Annotated in this window: 13 protein-coding genes; 10 read left to right on the top strand and 3 right to left on the bottom strand. The window is 71.8% G+C overall.

What is annotated here, in order from left to right; all coding sequences use genetic code 11:
• The first annotated feature begins 46 nt into the window (after positions 1-46).
• The 5 genes from SVTN_RS45645 to SVTN_RS22180 all read left to right on the top strand — a co-directional run bounded on the left by SVTN_RS45645 (position 47) and on the right by SVTN_RS22180 (position 11,720).
• On the top strand, positions 47-2,281 hold the full coding sequence (locus SVTN_RS45645) for an FG-GAP repeat domain-containing protein (RefSeq protein ID WP_052499255.1): 2,235 nt from the start codon (positions 47-49) through the stop codon (positions 2,279-2,281).
• An 89-nt stretch (positions 2,282-2,370) separates the two neighbouring features.
• A complete protein-coding gene (locus SVTN_RS22195) occupies positions 2,371-4,644 on the top strand; it encodes an FG-GAP repeat domain-containing protein (protein ID WP_041130674.1) in 2,274 nt (757 codons plus the stop codon).
• 89 nt (positions 4,645-4,733) lie between these two features.
• Positions 4,734-6,974 carry an FG-GAP-like repeat-containing protein gene (locus tag SVTN_RS22190; protein WP_052499254.1) on the top strand — a complete coding sequence of 747 codons (2,241 nt, stop codon included), beginning with the start codon at positions 4,734-4,736 and terminating at the stop codon, positions 6,972-6,974.
• A gap of 143 nt (positions 6,975-7,117) precedes the next feature.
• Positions 7,118-9,358 carry an FG-GAP repeat domain-containing protein gene (locus SVTN_RS22185; protein ID WP_041130673.1) on the top strand — a complete coding sequence of 747 codons (2,241 nt, stop codon included), beginning with the start codon at positions 7,118-7,120 and terminating at the stop codon, positions 9,356-9,358.
• Positions 9,359-9,458: 100 nt separating this feature from the next.
• Positions 9,459-11,720, top strand: coding sequence for an FG-GAP repeat domain-containing protein (locus tag SVTN_RS22180; RefSeq protein ID WP_052499253.1), 2,262 nt, complete (start codon positions 9,459-9,461; stop codon positions 11,718-11,720).
• 7 nt (positions 11,721-11,727) lie between these two features.
• On the opposite strand, the gene SVTN_RS22175 is transcribed toward SVTN_RS22180, so the two are convergent.
• On the bottom strand, positions 11,728-12,138 hold the full coding sequence (locus SVTN_RS22175; RefSeq protein ID WP_041130672.1) for an ATP-binding protein: 411 nt from the start codon (positions 12,136-12,138) through the stop codon (positions 11,728-11,730).
• Positions 12,139-12,229: 91 nt separating this feature from the next.
• On the opposite strand from SVTN_RS22175, the gene SVTN_RS22170 reads away from it, so the two are divergent.
• The 3 genes from SVTN_RS22170 to SVTN_RS22160 are packed head-to-tail and all read left to right on the top strand — an operon-like array spanning position 12,230 to position 13,958.
• Positions 12,230-13,096: a helix-turn-helix domain-containing protein gene (locus SVTN_RS22170; protein WP_041130671.1), complete on the top strand. Its 867-nt coding sequence runs from the start codon at positions 12,230-12,232 to the stop codon at positions 13,094-13,096.
• On the top strand, positions 13,093-13,338 hold the full coding sequence (locus SVTN_RS22165) for a DUF397 domain-containing protein (RefSeq protein WP_041130670.1): 246 nt from the start codon (positions 13,093-13,095) through the stop codon (positions 13,336-13,338). The genes SVTN_RS22170 and SVTN_RS22165 overlap by 4 nt, the downstream gene beginning before the upstream one ends.
• Entirely contained in the window at positions 13,335-13,958 is a 624-nt protein-coding gene (locus SVTN_RS22160; protein WP_041130669.1) for an HAD family hydrolase, read from the top strand. Before SVTN_RS22165 ends, SVTN_RS22160 begins: the two co-directional genes overlap by 4 nt.
• On the opposite strand, the gene sigJ is transcribed toward SVTN_RS22160, so the two are convergent.
• Positions 13,951-14,850, bottom strand: a complete 900-nt coding sequence (gene sigJ, locus SVTN_RS22155) for an RNA polymerase sigma factor SigJ (protein WP_041130668.1) — start codon at positions 14,848-14,850, stop codon at positions 13,951-13,953. The genes SVTN_RS22160 and sigJ overlap by 8 nt on opposite strands.
• Before the next feature lie 157 nt (positions 14,851-15,007).
• On the opposite strand from sigJ, the gene SVTN_RS42255 reads away from it, so the two are divergent.
• Together SVTN_RS42255 and SVTN_RS22145 are read left to right on the top strand one after the other, a co-directional pair.
• Positions 15,008-16,099: a nuclear transport factor 2 family protein gene (locus SVTN_RS42255; RefSeq protein ID WP_041130667.1), complete on the top strand. Its 1,092-nt coding sequence runs from the start codon at positions 15,008-15,010 to the stop codon at positions 16,097-16,099.
• A 58-nt stretch (positions 16,100-16,157) separates the two neighbouring features.
• A complete protein-coding gene (locus SVTN_RS22145; protein ID WP_041130666.1) occupies positions 16,158-16,718 on the top strand; it encodes a nitroreductase family protein in 561 nt (186 codons plus the stop codon).
• A 33-nt stretch (positions 16,719-16,751) separates the two neighbouring features.
• Here the strand turns inward: SVTN_RS22145 and SVTN_RS22140 are convergent, their stop codons facing one another.
• Positions 16,752-17,585 (bottom strand): hypothetical protein, encoded by an 834-nt coding sequence (locus tag SVTN_RS22140; protein ID WP_041130665.1) that lies wholly within the window; start codon positions 17,583-17,585, stop codon positions 16,752-16,754.
• Positions 17,586-17,736 lie beyond the last annotated feature (151 nt).

Here is a 17,736-nt window from a genome sequence, read left to right as displayed (position 1 = left end):
GTGACGGAACATCCGTCACACCCGCTCCGCTGGGGGAGAAGTGTCCTTGCTGCATGTACACACCGGCCGGACACGGCTGGTGGCGGCCGTCACGGCCGTCCTCGCCGTCACCGCCGTCACCGGGCTCGCGGCCCCTGCCTTCGCCACCGGGCCGACAGCCCCGGCCCCGGCGCTCACGGCGGTCTCGGACAGCCAGGACACGCTGACGATCCCGGCCGGCTCGCAGCTGTTGAGCTCCGGCCGTACCGGCGTGCTGAGCGTCACCGAGGGGGCGAGCACCGTCCACCGCTGGACGCGCTTCTCGGACGGCGTCACGACCACGCTTCCCGCAGGCGAGCGCTGGGGAGTCCCGGGCACGGACACCGTCGCCACGCAGAACGGGAGCGTGTACACGCTCACCGACATGAGCGGGGCTTCGGAACCCGTCGTGATCGACACCTCGGCCTTCAACACCGCGGCCACCCCGTACAGCTTCGTCAGGGTCGTCGGCTCCACGCTCGTCATGAGGAAGAGCACGCCCGACGGCATGGAGTTCCACCTCGTCTCCGAGGAGGACGGCCACGCCGTCGACCACGAGATCGTCCTGCCCGAGGGCGCCCGCCCCCTGCTGAGCTACAGCAACGGGCCCGGCACCCTCGCACTTCAGTACGTCCGCAGCATGAGCAATGTCCGCACCCTGGGCGTGGTGGACCTCGCCACCGGCGCGATCACCGACACGCACGACGTCCCGGTGGCCACCGTCATCGCCTCCGTCGTCGTCTCCCCGACCCACGTGGCCTGGACCGAGAGGCCCGTCGAGGCCAAGTCGTTCCTCGCCGTGGCCCGCCGGGACGGGACGACGGTCGAGCGGACGCTGCTGGACGACCGCACCGACACGGAGCTGATCCGCCTCGGGGCGGTCGGCGACTGGGTGACGTACGACCGGGACGGCGGCGGCACGGCCACCCTCCCCCTCGCCCTGCACGCCCTCACCGCCCGTTCCCTGAACACCGGCGAGACGGTCAAGCTCCTCGACCACGTCCAGTCCGGCACCGTCGGCGCCGACGGCGGCCTGCTCGCCCTCGGCGGTACGGTCGAGCACGGCGAGGGCCTCTACCGCGTCGCCCCCGGCGCCGACGGCACGCCCGTCGCGACCCTGGTGGCGGGCACCGGGCGGCCCACCGCGCTCACGGTGGAGAAGGAGACCCTGCCGCCGAGCGGCGTCGTCGACTTCGACCACAACGGCGGTGCGCTGAACGCCTCGTGGACGCTCAGCCGGTCCAACACGACCGTGAGCCTGGTCTTCACCCACACCGCCTCCGGCCTGACGGGGGGCGAGGCCTACACCGACCCGCACGCGGGGCTGACCGACTTCCCGTTCACCTGGGACGGCACGTTCTCCAACGGCCTCCCGGCGTACAACGGCGACTACACCTGGACGATGACGGCGAAGCCCGCCAACGGCATCGGCCCGGACGTCGTCCGCACCGGCACCTTCACCCTCACCCGCGCGCCGAGGCCGCACGACTTCGACGACAACGGCTCGCCGGACGTGCTCTCCCGGGACGGGGCGGGCCGGCTGCGCTCGTACGACCTGCGGCAGATCGAGGGCTCCTCCCCGACCCAAAAGCCGGACCCGGTGGACCTCGGGACGGGCTGGTACGCGTACGACCGGATCACGGCCACCGGCGACATCGCCGGCACGACCGCCGGGGACGTCGTCACCCGCGACACGACGGGTGTGCTCTGGCTGCACCAGGGCAACGGCAAGGGCCTCGGTCCCCGGACGAAGATCGGCAGCGGCTGGCAGATCTACACCAAGCTCACCGCCGGCTCCGACCTCACGGGCGACGGCCGCCCGGACCTCCTCGCCACCGACACCAGCGGCGTGCTGTGGCTCTACAAGGCCACGGGCGACGCCGTGAAGCCCTTCGAGGCGCGTGTGCAGATCGGCGCCGGCTGGGGCATCTACAACCAGCTCACGGCCGTCGGCGACCTCGCCGGAGCGGCCGCCGGGGACCTCGTCGCCCGCGACACCTCCGGGGTCCTCTGGCTCTACCTCGGCAAGGGCGACGGCACCTTCGCGTCCCGCACGAAGATCGGCAGCGGCTGGAGCCAGTACTCCAGCCTCGTCGGTGTCGGCGACACCGACCGCGACGGCAGGAACGACCTCGTCGCGTACGACGACTCCCACAGCGACCTCTACGTGTACAAGGGCACGGGCGACTGGCAGGCCCCGTTCGCGTCCCGCCGGGCGCTGTACAACCCCGGTCTGGGCGACGGCGTGACCGAACTCTTCTGATCGCGACGCACAACCCTTCGAACGGTCCGTGAGTCATGTGGGCGTGGCGATCTCGCCGCGCCCACACCTCCAAGGGAGGAAACACCGCTTTGTCCAGAGCACATGCGTCCCGGCACCGCATCGCCGCCGCTGCGACCCTCGTAGCCGCCGTCACCGTGGGCACGCTCACGGCCGTACCGGCGGCCGTGGCGACGACGGGGGCCGTGACGGCGGCCGGGGACACACAGCAGGTCACGGCGGAGCTGCCGCCGGGCTCCCGGATCCGGGGCAACGGCACGTCGGGCTTCCTGACGCGGCTGCCCTCGGACGGGACCTTCCGCTGGACGCGGTACGAGGACGGCGCCACGACCGTGCTGCCCACCGGTGACTACCAGGGCGGCCAGCAGACCGACATGATCGCGAAGCGGGAGGGGGCCACGTACAAGCTGTACGACATGGCCACCGGCGCCGACCCCGTGGTGATCGACACCGCCTTCCTGGGCACGTCCGCCGAGTTCGTCGGACTGGCCGGCGCCACGGTCGTCATGAAGGTCACCGACGCCGGCGAGGGAACCTCTCTCCACCTCGTCGGCAAGCCCGCGGGCACCGTCGTGGACCGCCGGGTGAACGGGCTGCCCAGGGACACCGTGATCCACCACGCGTTCGCGGACTCGCCCGGCACCCTGAACCTGTTCTACACCGGCACGGTCGGCGGGGTGTCCGCGAAGCACGTGGCCCGCGTGGACGTCGCGACCGCCGCGATCACCGAGGACCGAGCCGTCCCGAAGGCGTACGACGAGGTGCTGGCCGGCCCGGGCTACACCTGGCGCGCGCTGTCCAGCGTCAGCACGACCGCCACCCACGTGGCCTGGACGGAGAAGTCGTCCACCGGCACCGTGGACCTGGTGGTGGCCCGGTGGGGCGAGGCCGCGGTCCAGCGCATCCCCCTCGGGACCAAGACCCCGCTCACCGTCCGCCTGCTCGGCGACTGGGTGATGTACGCCGTGACCGGCGGGGCCGCGGCCCTCACGCCCGACCCGTACTACGCGCTGACGGCCCAGTCCCTCACGAGCGGCAGGACCGTCAAGCTCCTCGACCACGTGATCAGCTCCCGGAGCGAGCCCGGCGGCGCGGCCCTGGTCCAGGGCGGGTCGATCGCCCAGGGTGACGGCCTCTTCCGGATCGCCCCCGGCGAGGACGGCACCCCGGCCGCCACGCAGGTGGCGAGCACGGGCGAGACCGTCGTGCTCGGCGCCAAGGAGCACGCGACCGCTCCCCTCCCCACCGCGGCCGACCTCGCGCGCGGCGACGAGCCGGGCTTCTTCTGGGAGTTCAGCAAGCCCAACCGGTTCCGCGTCGTCCTCACCCACACCGCGTCCGGGAAGCGCTGGACCTCCGACCTCGGCTTCACGGAACGCGACGGCTCCCTTTCCGGGGTGCGCTGGACCGGCATGTTCGACGACCACTCCGCCGCCTCCAACGGCGACTACACCTGGAAGATGACCGCCCGCCCGTCCAACGGCATCGGGCCCGACCTGGTCAGGACCGGCACCCTCAAGGTCACCGGCAAGCCCGCCCCGCACGACTTCTCCGACAGCGGTCTCGCGGACCTCCTCGTCCTGGACGGCTCGGGCTCGGGCCGACTGCTCAACTACGACGCCCGCCAGAGCCTCTACGAGACCCGCTGGGGCTACAAGCGGACGCCCACGGTCATCGGCCAGGGCTGGAACATCTACGACCGGCTCGCGGCCCCCGGCAACCTGGACGCCTCCCCGTACGCCGACGTCATCGGCCGCGACCGGGTCGGCGACCTCTGGCTGTACTCCGGAACCGGCCACGCCTTCGCCCCCCGTACGAAGATCGGCGGCGGCTGGCAGACCTACGACAAGCTCGTCGGCGGCAGCAGCGACCTCACCAACGACGGCCGCTCCGACCTCCTCGCCGCCGACAAGGCCGGCGACCTGTGGCTGTACAAGGGCACCGGCAAGGGAACCGCACCCTTCGCCGCCCGCAAGAAGATCGGCGGCGGCTGGGGGATCTACAACCAGATCTCCGCCGTCGGCAACCTCGCCGGAGGCCCCGCCGGCGACCTCGTCGCCCGCGACCGCGCCGGTGTCCTCTGGCTGTACCTCGGCAAGGGCGACGGCACCTTCGCCCCGCGCACCAGGATCGGCACGGGCTGGGACCGCTACACCGACCTCGTCGGCGTCGGCGACGTCAACAGGGACGGCCGCCCGGACCTCGTCGCCCAGGGAGTCATGGGCGGCAACTTCGAGACCCTCTCCTACTACGTGGGCACGGGCGACTGGCGCGCGCCGTTCAGCTCCCGGCGCGAGGTGTACAGCCCGGAGCCCCTCGGGACGTACCCCACGACCCTGTTCTGACCCGGACGTACAACCTTCCGATTCCCTCGGAGGTCCTGTGGGCATGGCGTCGAACGCCATGCCCACACCTCTGGGGGAGGACCAGTCTCTTGACCCGCACCCGCACCGCCCGGATCCGGCTGGGCGCGGCGGTCACCGCCGTCCTGGCCGTGACGACTGTGACCGCCGTGACCGTCACGCCTTCCTTCGCGGCCGCGCCGACGGCCGTGACCCCGGCCGCCGCCGCGCAGTCGGCGGAGCAGGACGTCGTCCCGTTCCCGGTCGACGCCTCGGTCCTCAGCGCCGGCCCGACCGGCTTCCTGAGCGGCCAGGGCGGCACGCCGATCACCTACCGGTGGATGCGGTACTCGGACGGCGCCACGACCGTGCTCCCCGGGGGCTCGTACGGGGGCTCGCGGCGCACGGACGTCGTGCGGGGGACCGACGGCAGCGGTGTCTTCAAGCTGTACGACATGGCGACGGGCGCCGATCCGCTGGAGATCGACATCCGCCCCCTCGGCGAGGGCTACACCGTCGTGGGATCGGCCGGCACCCGGCTCGTCGCGAAGAAGGCCAACGCGACCGGCGGCAGCGACCTCCACGTCATCGGCAAGCAGCAAGGGGACTTGGTCGACGACACGGTCACCGGCCTGCCGGCTGACGCCGCGATCACCGTCATCAACCTGGAATCCCCCGACAGCGCCGTGGTCCTGTACGCGGGCACCGTGGACGGGACGAAGCAGAGCCGCGCGGCCGTCGTGGACATCGCGACCCACGCGGTCGTCGAGAAGTACGAGACGCCCGACGTCCCCCTGGGAGGCACCGCCCTCTCGGCCACCCACATCGCCTGGGTCGAGAAGCCCACGAACTCCACGGTGAAGGTGGCCGTGGCGCGGCGGGACACCGGCGAGACCGTACGCCACGACCTGGGCATCACGAACGCCGTCGGCATCCAACTGGTCGGCGGCTGGCTGACGTACCGACAGTTCGCGTCGGACCCGGCCTCGCTCCCGAACTCCAGGTACGCACTGCGGGCCTTCTCCCTGACGACGGGTGAGACGGTCGACCTCCTGGACCACACGCTGACCTCCACCCCCGGCCCCGACGGGACCCAGATGGCGCGGGGCGGGACGATCGAGCACGGCGAGGGCCTCTACCGGATCGCCCCGGGCGCCGACGGCGCCCGGCCGACGGTCACCCTCGTGGCGAGCACCGGCCAGTCCACCACGCTGGAGTTCGTGAAGCACGACGTCCCCGAGACGATCGACTTCGACCGCGTCACCACCCCGGTCCCACTGACCTGGACCCTCAACAGGCCGGCGATGGAGGTACACGTCCGGCTGGAGCACCCCGCGACCGGCAAATCGTGGAGTCCCGAGGTCTCCTCCTCCGGAGACGGTCGATACGGCTTCAAGTGGGACGGCGCGTTCGTCACGAGCAACCCCGGCATTCCTGCCGAGTACAGGGCCCCCGCCCCCAACGGCGACTACACCTGGCGCTTCACGGCGCAGCCCATCGGCGGCATCGGCCCGGCCGTGGAGAAGACCGGCACCTTCAAGGTCGTCCGCAAGGTCGTCCCGCACGACTTCGACGACAACGGCACCCCCGACCTGCTCGTGCGGGACTCCACCGGTCTGAAGCTGTACAACACGAGCAGCCCCCTCGGCGCGTGGACCCACGACTTTCCCACCTGGCTCGGCACCGGCGGCTGGAACGCCTACGACCGGCTCGTCTCCCCCGGGAACGTCGCCGGCTCCCCGCAGTCCGACATCGTCGCCCGCGACAAGACCGGCGTCCTCTGGCTCCACCAGGGCACCGGCCTGGCCCTCGCCCCCCGCGTGAAGATCGGCGGCGGCTGGGGGATCTACAAGCAGATCACCGGCGGCAGCGACCTCAACGGCGACGGCCGCCCGGACCTCCTCGCCACCGACACCTCCGGCGTCCTGTGGCTCTACAAGGGCACCGGCGACGCCGTGAAGCCCTTCGCGCCGCGTGTGAAGGTCGGCGGCGGCTGGGGGATCTACAACCAGATCACCGCCACCGCCGACATCGGCGGCGGCCCGGCCGGTGACCTCGTCGCCCGCGACGCCTCAGGTGTCCTCTGGCTGTACCTCGGCAAGGGGGACGGCACCTTCGCCGCCCGTACCCGCATCGGCGCGGGCTGGAACACGTACTACGGGCTCGCCGGCTTCGGCGACGTCGACCGCGACGGCCACCCGGACCTGCTGGCGAACAACCACTACGGCAACACGTACGTCTACAAGGGCACGGGCGACTGGCGAGCGCCCTTCGGGACCCGCCAGGCGATCTACTCCTACGACTACTTCGGCTCGGATCTGACGATCTTCTGACGATCTCGTGCCGGCCTTCTGATGGATCGACGGGGTACGGCCGGAAGGGGGCGCCCGGACCGTACAACCTTCCGGTCATCTCAAGAGTCCTGCGGGCGCGGCGTATCTCGCCGCGCCCGCGCCTCTTGAGAAAGAGCACCGCCTTGGCACACGCACGCAAGTCCCGCCACCGGCTCGCCGCCGCCGTGGCCGTCGCCCTCGCCGTCACGGCGGGCGTCCTGACCTCGCCCGCCGTGGCGGCGACCGGCGCGCGCCCGGGGACGGCGGCCGTCGCGGCGGATCAGCAGGCCGCCACCGTGCCCACCCTGCCGCAGGACTCCCAGCTGGTCGGCAACGGCCCGTCGGGGTTCCTCACCCGTCACCACGACGGCGGCTTCTCCTGGACCCGGTACGCGGACGGCGTCACGACCGCGCTGCCCGCGGGCTCCAAGGGGACCGTCCGCGCGGACACCGTCGTGGCCTCGTCCGGAACCGTCCACACCGTGTACGACATGTCCGGGGCCTCCTCCCCCGTGACCATAGACATCGGCTTCCTCGGCCCGGACGCCACCCTCATGGACCTCGTCGGCAGCACCCTCGTCGTGAGCGTCCCCAAGGCCGACGGCAGCGAGGGCCGGGACGTCCACCTCGTCGGCAAGCCGGACGGCACGATCGTCGACCGTACGATCTTCGGGCTGCCCACGGGCATGGCCGCGCGCGACCTCTCCAGCCAGGTGGACTCGCCGGACACCTTGTCCCTCCTGTACTACGTGGAGGAGGACAACGCGGCCGACTGGCGTACGGCCGTGGTGGACGTCGCCACCGCCACGGTGGTGGAGGAGCGCAGCGCGACACGAGGCGGCTATCAGACCGATGTCACCCTGTCCGCCACACACCTGGCCTGGGGCGAAGAGCCGAATGCCAGAGGAGCGGTGGCCCTGGAGGTGGCCCGGCGGGGCGAGTCCGGTTCCACACGCATCCCCATCGGCTACGCGCAGTTCCTCCAGGCCGAGTTGATGGACGACGACTGGTTGGCATACTCCGAAACGACAAGGCCTGATTTCCTGGAGCGCCGCCCCAACCCCCTCTACGGGCTGACGCTCCGCTCGCTGACGACCGGGCAGACGGTCAAGGTCCTCGACGTCGTCGACACCATCCGCAGCCAGTCGGACTCCGAGCTCCTCGTGCAGGGCGGCACGATCGAACAGGGCGAGGGCATCTACCGGATCGCCGCAGGCCCGGACGGCCTCCCCGCCGCCACCCTCGTGGCGAGCCTGGGCAGGCCCGTCGCGCTCACCGTGGTGGGCGAAGAGACCCCCGCATCCGTCGACTTCGACACGGCCGGTTCCAAGGCACGGTTCTCCTGGCAGTTCGGGAGGTGGGGCGCAGACGTGCGGCTCCTGGTCACGCACGAGGCGTCCGGGAAGCGTTGGACGTCCTTCGCCGGCGGCTGGGGCGACAGGGGCACCATCGACTGGCCCGGCCAGTTCGACAACGCCGTCGCCGCCTACCACGGCACGTACACCTGGAAGATGACGGCGACCCCCATGAACGGCATCGGCCCGGCGGTGGAACGATCCGGCACCTTCAAGGTCGCCGGCAAGGCGCACCCCCACGACTACTCCGACAGCGGCTCCCCCGACCTGCTCCTCACGAACAGCGCGGGACGCCTCTCCTCCCTCGACGTCCGGCAGATGTTCGACAACCGCTATCAGGGCCCGTGGGAGCGGACCGACCGTGGCGGCGGCTGGAACACGTACGACCGGATCATCGCCCCGGGCAACCTGGCCGGTTCCTCCTACGCCGACCTGCTCGGCCGCGACCGGACCGGCGCCCTCTGGTACTACCGGGGCACCGGACACTCCTTCGCCCCCCGGACCAAGGTGGGCAGCGGCTGGCAGATCTACGACAAGCTCACCGCCGGCAGCGACCTCACCGGCGACGGCCGCCCCGACCTCCTCGCCACCGACAGGTCCGGCGTCCTCTGGCTCTACCGGGCCACCGGCAACGAACAGGCACCGTTCGCCCCGCGCAGGAAGATCGGCGGCGGCTGGGGCGGCTACACCCTGCTCACCGCCACCGGCAACATCGGCGGCGGCCCGGCCGGTGACCTCGTCGCCCGCGACAAGGACGGCTACCTCTGGCTCTACCTCGGCAAGGGAGACGGGACCTTCGCACCCCGCACCCGCGTCGACAGGGACTTGGTGTTGAGCCGGTACACCGACCTCGTCGGCATCGGCGACGTCGACAGGGACGGCCGCGCCGACCTGCTCGCGGTGAGCCACAAGGGCACCACCGACGATCTCGTGGAGATCTACAGGGGCACGGGTGACTACCGGAACCCCTTCACTTACTACCTGGGCAGCCACTTGAGCTACGCCAAGGACTTCGACAGGGCCTTCTGACGGATCAGCCGACCGGGCGTACAACCTTTCGATCCACCCGGATGTCCTGTGGTCGGGGCATGGAGCACCATGTCCCGACCACAGGGGGAGGAACAGCACCGTGTCCCCAGCACGTACATCCCGGCACCGTCTCGCCGCCGCCGTCACCGTCGCCCTCGCCGTCACCGTGGGCGGTCTGACGGCCGCCGTCCCCGCCACGGCCGCCACCGCCTCCGCCACGGCCGCGGCCACCACCGCGGCGGCGGTCGTGCCCTACCCGCAGGGCAGGACGGACATCGTGAGCGCCGGAACGACCGGGTTCCTGACCTGGGAGCGGGACGACCGGGCCATCCACGGCGTCTGGACCCGGTACGCCGACGGCAGCAGGAAGGAGCCGTGGCCGGGCGACAGCTGGGCCTCTGTCTCTCACGCCTCCGACGTGGTCGCGGGGGTCGGGTCCGACGGCTACATCACGCTCCGGGACATGATCACGGACCAGGACGTCCTGTCCGTGTCGCCCAGGATCGCGGGTTCCGACGCGACGTACATCGGCGCCGTCGGCCGGACCGCGTTCGTCAAGGCGTCCAACGCCCAGGGCGGACACGCCGTGCACCTGCTCTCCCGGAGCGACGACGGCGGGACCGCCAACGTGCTCGTGACCGGGCTGCCGGCCGACGCGAAGGACCCGATCGTCAGGGCCGGCACGCCCGACACCGCCCTCCTCACGTACGTCACCGCCGCGGGCCGGCGCTGGGCCACCGTGGACCTCGCCACCGCCAAGGTCACGGAGACCGGTGCCCTCGCGGGCAACGACCAGCAGACCCCCATCGCGCTCTCGGGCACGCACGTCGCCTGGCTGGAGCCCGCGAGCGGCGGCTCCCGGACCGCGGTCGTCACCCAGCGGGGCCCCTCCACCACCACCCAGCGGATCGCCCTGCCGGGCGCGATCGACTCCCTCGGCCTGGTCGGCAACTGGCTGACGTACGCGCAGTCCGGCGGATACGACGAGCGGAACCCGTCCCCGACGTACGCCGTGACCGCGCGCTCCCTCACGAGCACCACGACCCGGAAGCTCATGGACGACATGGCCTCCTCGGCCGTGGCTCCGGACGGGGCGCTTCTCGTCCAGGGCGGCACCGCCGCGAAGGGCGAGGGCCTGTACCGGATCGCTCCGGGCGCGGACGGCGCCCCGGTCGCCACACAGGTCGCCTCCTCCGGCCTCTCCACCAAGGTCACGCTGCTCTCGCACAACATCCCGCCGGTCCTCGACCTCGACAAGACCGGCGGCAAGTTCACCATGGTCTGGCAGCTCAGCCGGTCCGAGGTGGAGATGACCGTCAAGATCCGCAACACCCGGACGGGCGAGACCCTGACCGACGGGGTCTACCCGCTCAACGCCGACTACGACCCCCACAAGGCCTCGTACGCCTGGAAGGGCCAGCTCGCCTGGAACGGCGCCCCCGAGCTGTGGACCGGGGCGCAGAGCGGGCCGTACACCTGGGAGATCAGCGCCAAGCCGATGAACGGCATCGGACCGGAGCTGAAGACCTCCGGCTCGTTCACCGTCACCCGGAAGCCCGGCGCGCACGACTACGACGCCGACGGCTCGCCCGACGTGCTCGTGCGGGACACCTCGGGCCGCCTGTGGATCGACGACACGTTCCTCCGCCCCGAAGCCGGCTATCTCGACCAGAACCCGGGGCTGCTCGTCGGCTCGGGCTGGCAGACGTACGACCGGATCGAGGCCGCCGGGAACGTCACCGGCTCGGCCGTGAGCGACGTCGTGGCCCGGGACAAGTCCGGGGTCCTCTGGCTCTACCAGGGCACGGGGCAGGCCAAGGCCCCGCTGGCCGGCCGCGTCCGGATCGGCTCCGGCTGGAACACGTACAACCAGCTCACCGGCGGCAGCGACCTCACCGGCGACGGCCGGGCGGACCTGGTCGCCACCGACAAGACCGGCGACCTGTGGCTCTACAAGGGCACGGGCTCGGCCACCGCCCCGTACGCGACCCGCAGGAAGATCGGCGGCGGCTGGGGCGTCTACAACCAGCTCACCGCCACCGGCAACCTCGCCGGCGGCCCGGCCGGAGACCTCGTCGCCCGCGACAAGGACGGCGTCCTCTGGCTCTACCTCGGCAAGGGCGACGGCACCTTCGCGCCCCGCGTGAAGGTGGGCGGCGGCTGGGGCGGGTACGGCGACCTGCTCGGCATCGGCGACGCGAACGGCGACGGCCGTCCCGACCTGTACGCCTCCATTCGGGGCAGCGGCGGCCTGGCCTACCTGTACCAGGGCACAGGCTCCTGGCAGCAGCCGTTCCGCACGCGCAGCCAGGTCTCCTGGTGGACCACCTCCCCGGACACCAGTTACAACCTCTCCTCCTGACGACCCCTCACCGGGACGCCAGCGGGACGGTCGCCCAGACCGTCTTGCCGACGGACCGGTCCTTCACGCCCCACGCCGTGGCGAGGGCGGCGACGAGCAGCAGCCCGTAGCCGCCCTCGTCCGGTTCCCGGGCCGGGACCGGCAGCCGTTCGCCGCGCGCGTCGGACAGTTCGATCCGTACGTGGTCGTCGCCCCGCTCCATCCGTACCTCGAAGTCCCGCCCCGGCACCCGCCCGTGCCGGACCGCGTTGTTGGCGAGCTCGGCGACGACCAGCTCGGCCGCCTCGGCCGAGGGGCCCGTGACGCCCCAGTCGTGGAGCTGCTGCACAGCCAGTAACCGTGCCAGGCGTGCGCCCCGGCGCGTTGCCGAGAGCCGGAGCGTGAACTCACCGGTTGGAGTGGCGGTTTCGGATTTCATGCCCCCGAGCTTGGGCCCCCGACCGTACGCTGACCAGCAGCGACGCGACGACGCTGCGTAACAGTACGGGTACGCCAAGAAGGCGGTACGGATGTCGGGGAACAAGAAGGAGGAGCGGCCGGAGCGGCCCTCCGAGGTGGACGGCACGGCGCACCTGTTCCGTGCGATCGGGAAGATCATCAAGGTGCTGCGGAACAACGCGGGCCTGAGCCAGGTGGAGCTGGCGGAGCTCACGCACTGCGGCGAGGACCTGATCTCGTCGATCGAGAGGGGGGTACGGACGCCACAGCCGGACTTCCTGCTGCTGGCGGACCCGGCGCTGGGGGCGGGGGGTGTGCTGACGGCGGCGGTGGATGACGTACGGCAGGCGCTGGCGCGGGCGCGGGTGCGGCACCCGGACTGGTTCCGGAGCTTCGCGAAGGCGGAGGCCGAGGCCGTTGCCCTGCACTATTACGCCGTGCAGGCGGTACCGGGCATTCTGCAGACCCCGGCCTACGCGGAGGCCGTCTTCCGCTACCGCCGCCCGCTCTATGACGAGGAGACGATCCAGACGCGGTTGGCCGACCGGATCTCCCGACAAGCACTGTTCGACAAGTGGCCGGGCCCGACGATGAGCTTCGTCATCGAGGAGGCGGTGCTGCGGCGCCTTCTGGGCGGCCGAGACGTCCTCCGGGAGCAGCTGCGACGCATCATCGAGGTCGCCCGGCTGAGGACCGTCCACTTCCAGATCATGCCGAACGACCCGGACGAACACCCGGGCCTGGGCGGCTCGTTCACCCTGCTCACACCCAAAGGACGGCGGGAGGTCGCGTACACCGAGATCTACGGACACGCCCGACTGATCATCGACCCAGAGGAGGTGCGCATGTATACCGAGCGCTATGGGATCATCCGGGCGCAGGCACTCACGCGCCGCGAGTCCCTGGAGCGGATCGAGAAAATGCTGGGAGAGCTATGAGCACCGCAGATCTGGCCTGGTTCAAGAGCAGCTACAGCGACGGCGAGGGCGGCGAGTGCATCGAAGTCGCCTACGACTGGCGCAAGTCCAGCTACAGCAGCGGCGAAGGCGGCAACTGCGTCGAGGTCGCCGCCCACCCCACCCTCATCCACATCCGCGACTCCAAGAACCCCCACGGCCCCCAGCTCGCCGTCTCCCCCGCCTCCTGGGCCGCGTTCGTGGACGTAGCATCCCGGGCGTGACCTCCATAAAGTTCGTTCTCTTCGACGTCGACGGCACCCTCATGGACGCCGTCGAGAACCAGCGCCGCGTCTGGCACGAGTGGGCCGCGCGGTACGGGCTCGACGGCGCCGAGGTGTACGCCACGGCGTTGCGGACGCGGCCCGTGGAGACCTTCGCCGCCGTCGTGCCCGGCGCCGACCCGGACGAGTGCCTCGCCCTCCTGCACGCGCTGGAGGACGAGGACGTCCGTACGGGCGACTACGCGGCCTTCGACGGGGCCGCCGGGCTGCTCCACGCGCTCCCCGCCGACCGGTGGGCGCTCGTCACGTCGAACTACGAGCACCGGGTGCGGGGGCGGTTCGAGCGGACCGGGCTGCCGTTCCCCGGGCTGATCGTCGACGCGGGCTCCGTCGCCGAGGGGAAGCCGTCGCCCGTCCCGTACCTCACCGCCGCCGAGAAGCTGGGCGCGGACCCGGCGGAGTGTCTCGTGATCGAGGACGCGCCCTCCGGGGTCCGCTCCGGGCTCGACGCCGGGATGACCGTCTGGACCGTCAACACCCCCGCCCCGCACCCCGACGCCCACCGTCACTTCCCCACCCTCACGGAGGCGGCCCCGCACGTTCTGGGTGCGCTCAGCTGATCCGCCAGGGGCGGAGCTTCTCGGGGTTCCGCACCGCCCAGATGCGCCTGATCCGGTCGCCCGTGGTCTCGAAGGCGTACACGGTCACGAGGACGCCGTCCTGCCACGCCACCAGGCCGGGTAGGCCGTTGACCGTGCGCTCCACGAACGTGGTGCGGTCGCCCGCCAGGCGGCCGATCTCGGCGTAGCCCCGCGCGATCCGCTCGGCGCCCACGAGCGGACGCGGGTGGGTGACGGCAAGCCCGCCGCCGTCGGCGGTCGCGACGGCGTCGGGGTCGAGCAGGCCGACCAGGGCGTCGATGTCCTTGGCCTCCCACGCCGCCTTGAACCGTCTGACGATGTCCGCCTGCCCTGCGGCACTCGGGGCCGCCGGACTCTGCGCCGTACGGACGCGTCGGCGGGCGGACGAGGCCAGCTGGCGGCAGGCCGCCGGACTGCGGCCGACGATCTCTGCGACCTCGCCGAAGGGGTAGCGGAAGACGTCGTGCAGGACGAACGCGACGCGTTCGGCCGGGGTCATCGCGTCGAGGACGACCAGGAAGGCCATCGTCACCGACTCGTCGAGGGTGACCCGGTCCGCCGGGTCGGTTCCGTCGGCGCGCCCGGTGGCGTACTCCGTGGGCTCGGGCAGGGGTTCCGGGATCCAGTCGCCCACGTACGTCTCCCGCCTGACCCGCGCCGAGCCGAGGAGGTTCAGGCAGATGCGGCTGGCGACCGTCATCAGCCAGGCGCCGGGCGATTCGATGGCCTGCTGCTCGCGTGCGGACAGGGCGTACCAGCGGGCGTAGGTCTCCTGCACGACGTCCTCGGCGTCCGCGAGGGAACCCAGGAGCCGATAACCGAGGTTGATCAGCCTGCGGCGCTCGTTCATGATCTCGGCTCCCGTGGTCATGGTCCGGTCTTCTCCCTCGCTCGCTCGCCCGTTTCTGCGTCTCTCCCCCATACGACAGGACAGCGCCTCGGAATGTGAGGCCGATGCCCGCCTCACATTCCGGTGCGCTGTCTTGTCGTCACGGTGAAGGCGATGACGAGACCGAGAGGGAACTTCGATGAACGACTTCCAGGCCATCGCGGACCGCGTCGAGATCGAGGCGCTGCGCGGCGAGTTCACCGACGCGGCGATGATGCGCGACCGGCCCCGCATGGCGGCGCTGTTCACCCCGGACGGTGTCCTGAGCATGCCCAACGTCCCCGTCGAGCTGGTCGGCCGCGAGGAGATCCTCGCCGGGGGCGAGCGGCTGCAGGCCCAGTGGGACTTCTTCGTGCAGAACACGCACCCCGGCGCGATCCGGATCGACGGCGACACCGCGACCGGCCGGGCGTACATGCACGAGCTCGCGCGCACCCTCGACGGACGCCAGGGGCAGAACTTCGCCGTCTACCACGACCGCTACCGGCGGACCGAGGAAGGCTGGAGGTTCGCCGAGCGGGTGTACGAGGTCAGGTATCTCGACACCTCCCCGCTGGCGGGCGGGGCGCCCCGCGCGGAGCAGGGCGCGGAGGGAAGCTCGGAGGCGGGCCCGGAGGAGGCCTCCGCCTGGGGCGCCCCGGCGGCGGACGAACGGCTGGAGCGGGTGGCCGCCGCGCTGCGCGCCAACGGCTTCGCCGCCGAGATCCTCGACGACGCCGCCGAAGCGCGTACCCGTATCAAGGAGCTGATCCCCGAGGGCTCCAGCGTGCTCACCGGAGCCAGCGAGACGCTCCGGCTGTCCGGCATCGACGAGGACATCAACGCCGGCGGCCCGTACGACGCCGTCAGGCCGCGCATCCTGGGCATCGACCGCGCCACCGGCGCCGACGAGATCCGACGGCTCGCCGCCTGCCCGGACTTCGTCGTGAACAGCGTCGCCGCCGTCACCGAGACCGGTGCGCTCGTGCTCGCCTCGGGCAGCGGTAGCCAGCTCCCCGCCAACGCGGGCGGCGCGGCCCGCGCGGTGTGGATCGTCGGCGCGCAGAAGGTGGTGCCCGACCTGGGCACGGCCCTGCGCCGCATCGAGGAGCACGTCCTCCCGCTGGAGAACGCCCGCTGCCAGGCGGCGTACGGGATGGACAGCGCCGTCAACCGCCTGCTCGTCCTCAACGCGGAACCCCACCCGGGGCGCGGCACGGTGCTGCTGCTCCGAGAGGCCGTCGGGTACTAGGTCGGGTACTGCTACTGCAGCTGGAATAGGGCTGTACGGGGACCGGTTGCAGCGGGGCATGCGACGTGATCCGGAACCGTCCGACGGCGGCATACACCCCCTGCTGGCCGGACGGTTCAGCCCGTACCGGTTCGACCCGTCGGCCGCCGTCGACGACGAGACCCTGGGCCTGCTGCTCGAAGCCGCGCGGTGGGCCCCGTCCGCCGGGAACTCCCAGCCGTGGGGCTTCTTCGCGGCCCGGCCCGGTGAGCCGGACCACGAGCGGGTGGTCCGGCACCTCGCTCCCAGCTCGGCCCGGTGGGCGACGGACGCGGGGCTGCTCGTCGTCACGTCGACGCGGCGCCACGTGGACGACACGGAGCTGCGGTACTCCGAGTTCGCGGACTACGACCTCGGGCAGGCCATCGCCCACATGACCCTCCAGGCGGAGGCGCTGGGACTGGCCTCCCACCAGTTCCGGGCCTTCGACATGGAGGGGCTCACGAAGGAGCTGAGCCCGAACCCGGGGTGGGCGATCGTGTCCATGATCGCGTTGGGGAAGGCGGTCGGGGAGCCGCCGGAGGGGCGGGACCGGCGCAGCGTCGCCGAGCTGCTGTCGGCGCCCTGGGCGTCGCCGTAGCGCACGGTCACGGCCCTCGGGGTGGGCCCGGACCTACTTCAGGTGCCGGGCGAAGAACCGGGCCCCGGCGTCGAGCTCGTACTGCGGGACGCCGGCGTGCCCGCCCATGTTGGCGTGCAGGGTCTTCTCCTTGGAGCCGAAGGCGTCGTACAGGTTCAGGGACGCCTGCCGGTCGTTGCCCTCGTCGTCCCACTGCAGCAGGACCTGCAGCGGGATGCCGACCTGGCGGGCCTCCTCGAAGATGACGCGGGGGATGAGGCTTCCGGCGTAGAGACAGGCGGCCGCGATGCGCGGCTCGACCGTCGCGAGCCGGACGCCGATGGAGATCACTCCCCCCTCGTACCCGACCGGGCCGCCGAGCCCGGGCAGCGCGAGGAGGGCGTCCAGGGCGGTCCGCCATTCCGGGACCGCCCTTTCGACGAGCGGGAGGACCAGGGCGTCGACGATCTCGTCGCCGACCGGCTCGCCGGCCTCCATCACCCGGCGCAGGTCGGCGCGGGCCTGGTCGAGCTCGGCCAGACGGGGCCGCTCGCCGCTCCCGGGGAGCTCGATGGTGGCCGCGGCGAAGCCGTACTGCGTCGCGTAGTACCGGGCCCGCCCCGCCAGGCGGGGGTACATCTTGCGCAGGCCGAGCGGCGGGGGGCTGATCAGGATCAGCGGCGCCGGTTCGGACGCGGATGCGGACGCGGACGCGGATGCCGGTACGGACGCGGATGCCGGTACGGATGCGGATGCGGATGCGGATGCCGGTACGGATTCGGGCGCGGGCGCGGGCGCGGGCGTCCACAGGATGCCGGGGATGTCGCCGAGGGTGAATTCGCGCTCGACGACGCCGTCGTCGAGGCTCTGCTCAGAAGTGAAGTGCACGGTCGTGCCTTTCGGGAGTGCTCGCGAAACGGCGCTCCCGGACGACCTGCCTATCGCCCGACCGTGGCCTCGGAGAGGAGCACCCATGTCGTTGATGTGTTCACGGGTACCACCTCCTGGATCTCTTGCACGGCCACCGGAAACGTAGCAG

Source organism: Streptomyces vietnamensis (assembly GCF_000830005.1).
GTDB lineage: Bacteria > Actinomycetota > Actinomycetes > Streptomycetales > Streptomycetaceae > Streptomyces > Streptomyces vietnamensis.
This window is presented reverse-complemented; position numbering and strand designations above follow the sequence as displayed.

Coding starts and splice junctions, on each gene's coding strand:
- SVTN_RS22175 (WP_041130672.1), bottom strand. CDS start 12,138: ATGAAATCCGAAACCGCCACTCCAACCGGTGAGTTCACGCTCCGGCTC.
- SVTN_RS22170 (WP_041130671.1), top strand. CDS start 12,230: ATGTCGGGGAACAAGAAGGAGGAGCGGCCGGAGCGGCCCTCCGAGGTG.
- SVTN_RS22165 (WP_041130670.1), top strand. CDS start 13,093: ATGAGCACCGCAGATCTGGCCTGGTTCAAGAGCAGCTACAGCGACGGC.
- sigJ (WP_041130668.1), bottom strand. CDS start 14,850: ATGACCACGGGAGCCGAGATCATGAACGAGCGCCGCAGGCTGATCAAC.
- SVTN_RS42255 (WP_041130667.1), top strand. CDS start 15,008: ATGAACGACTTCCAGGCCATCGCGGACCGCGTCGAGATCGAGGCGCTG.
- SVTN_RS22145 (WP_041130666.1), top strand. CDS start 16,158: ATGCGACGTGATCCGGAACCGTCCGACGGCGGCATACACCCCCTGCTG.